Origin of the sequence: Campylobacter sp. RM9334, assembly GCF_020138145.1 — a bacterium.
Lineage (GTDB): Bacteria > Campylobacterota > Campylobacteria > Campylobacterales > Campylobacteraceae > Campylobacter_E.
In genome coordinates this window covers 1-507 of record NZ_JACGAX010000059.1, presented here as the reverse complement: position 1 = coordinate 507, position 507 = coordinate 1, and the positions used below count along the sequence as shown (strand labels likewise).

Here is a 507-nt window from a genome sequence, read left to right as displayed (position 1 = left end):
ACATTATGCCCAGTCTCAAACCTAGTTAACCCAATCTTATCACTTGTAGTTGCCCCAATACTAGCCTTAACTGTCTCATTAGAATATGCACCAATTTGAAATTCTTTGTTTGAAAACGTTCCACTTAGAAGCTTTTGACCATTGAATGATGTAGTATTACCAATATTGTCTAATTCTTCCATAAGTCTAGAAATATCAGCTTGAAGTGAGCGTCTTGTTTCAGTTGTTTGACCATCTTGAGCTGATTGAATAGCTTTATTCTTAATTGTATCAAGTATTTTTATTTGCTCATCCATAGCCTTATCAGCTGTCTGAATAATACCAATAGCATCATTAGCATTCATAATAGCTTGACCAAGGCTACTTGCTTGACTTCTTAAACTATCAGCAATTGCCATACCTGAAGCATCATCAGCAGCAGAGTTAATTCTAAAACCTGAGTTTAACTTATTTAAAGAACTGTCAATTGATCTATTGTTCATAGATGCGTTTGCATGAGCGCTTAGC

Annotated in this window: 1 protein-coding gene; it reads right to left on the bottom strand. The window is 35.1% G+C overall.

What is annotated here, in order from left to right; all coding sequences use genetic code 11:
• On the bottom strand, positions 1–507 hold a 507-nt coding region (locus tag AVBRAN9334_RS10110), incomplete at both ends, for a flagellin N-terminal helical domain-containing protein (protein WP_442862240.1).